The following is a 326-nucleotide window of genomic DNA, read 5'->3' on the forward strand; positions in this document are numbered from 1 at the left end:
GCATTCTGCCTGGAATACGGCATCGCATTGAGACAGGGCGCCGGACTGTTCAAGCTCGACTTGCCACTGGTTCTCGACGACCTTTCGAATGACCTCTCGCCGGCAATGTGCAAACTGCTCGTGGACCTGTTCGCCGATCTGCGCCAGTTGGAGCAGCGCATCAACGACGTGACGAGGGACATCGCAGCGATCGCAGACCGAGAAGATGTGGCCCGCCGGCTCATGACGATCCCCGGAATCGGAGCATTGGGAGCCACCGCGCTACTGGCGGCCGTCGGTACCGGATGCCAGTTCCAGAAGGCTCGCGACTTGGCCGCATGGCTGGG

The 326-nt window shown here is 62.3% G+C and carries 1 protein-coding gene; it reads left to right on the top strand.

Translation table 11 applies throughout. The features are described 5' to 3' along the window. On the top strand, positions 1–326 hold a 326-nt coding region (locus AC0L2Y_RS34650), incomplete at both ends, for a transposase (RefSeq protein WP_473562347.1).

The organism is Mesorhizobium sp. WSM4830 (assembly GCF_055811495.1).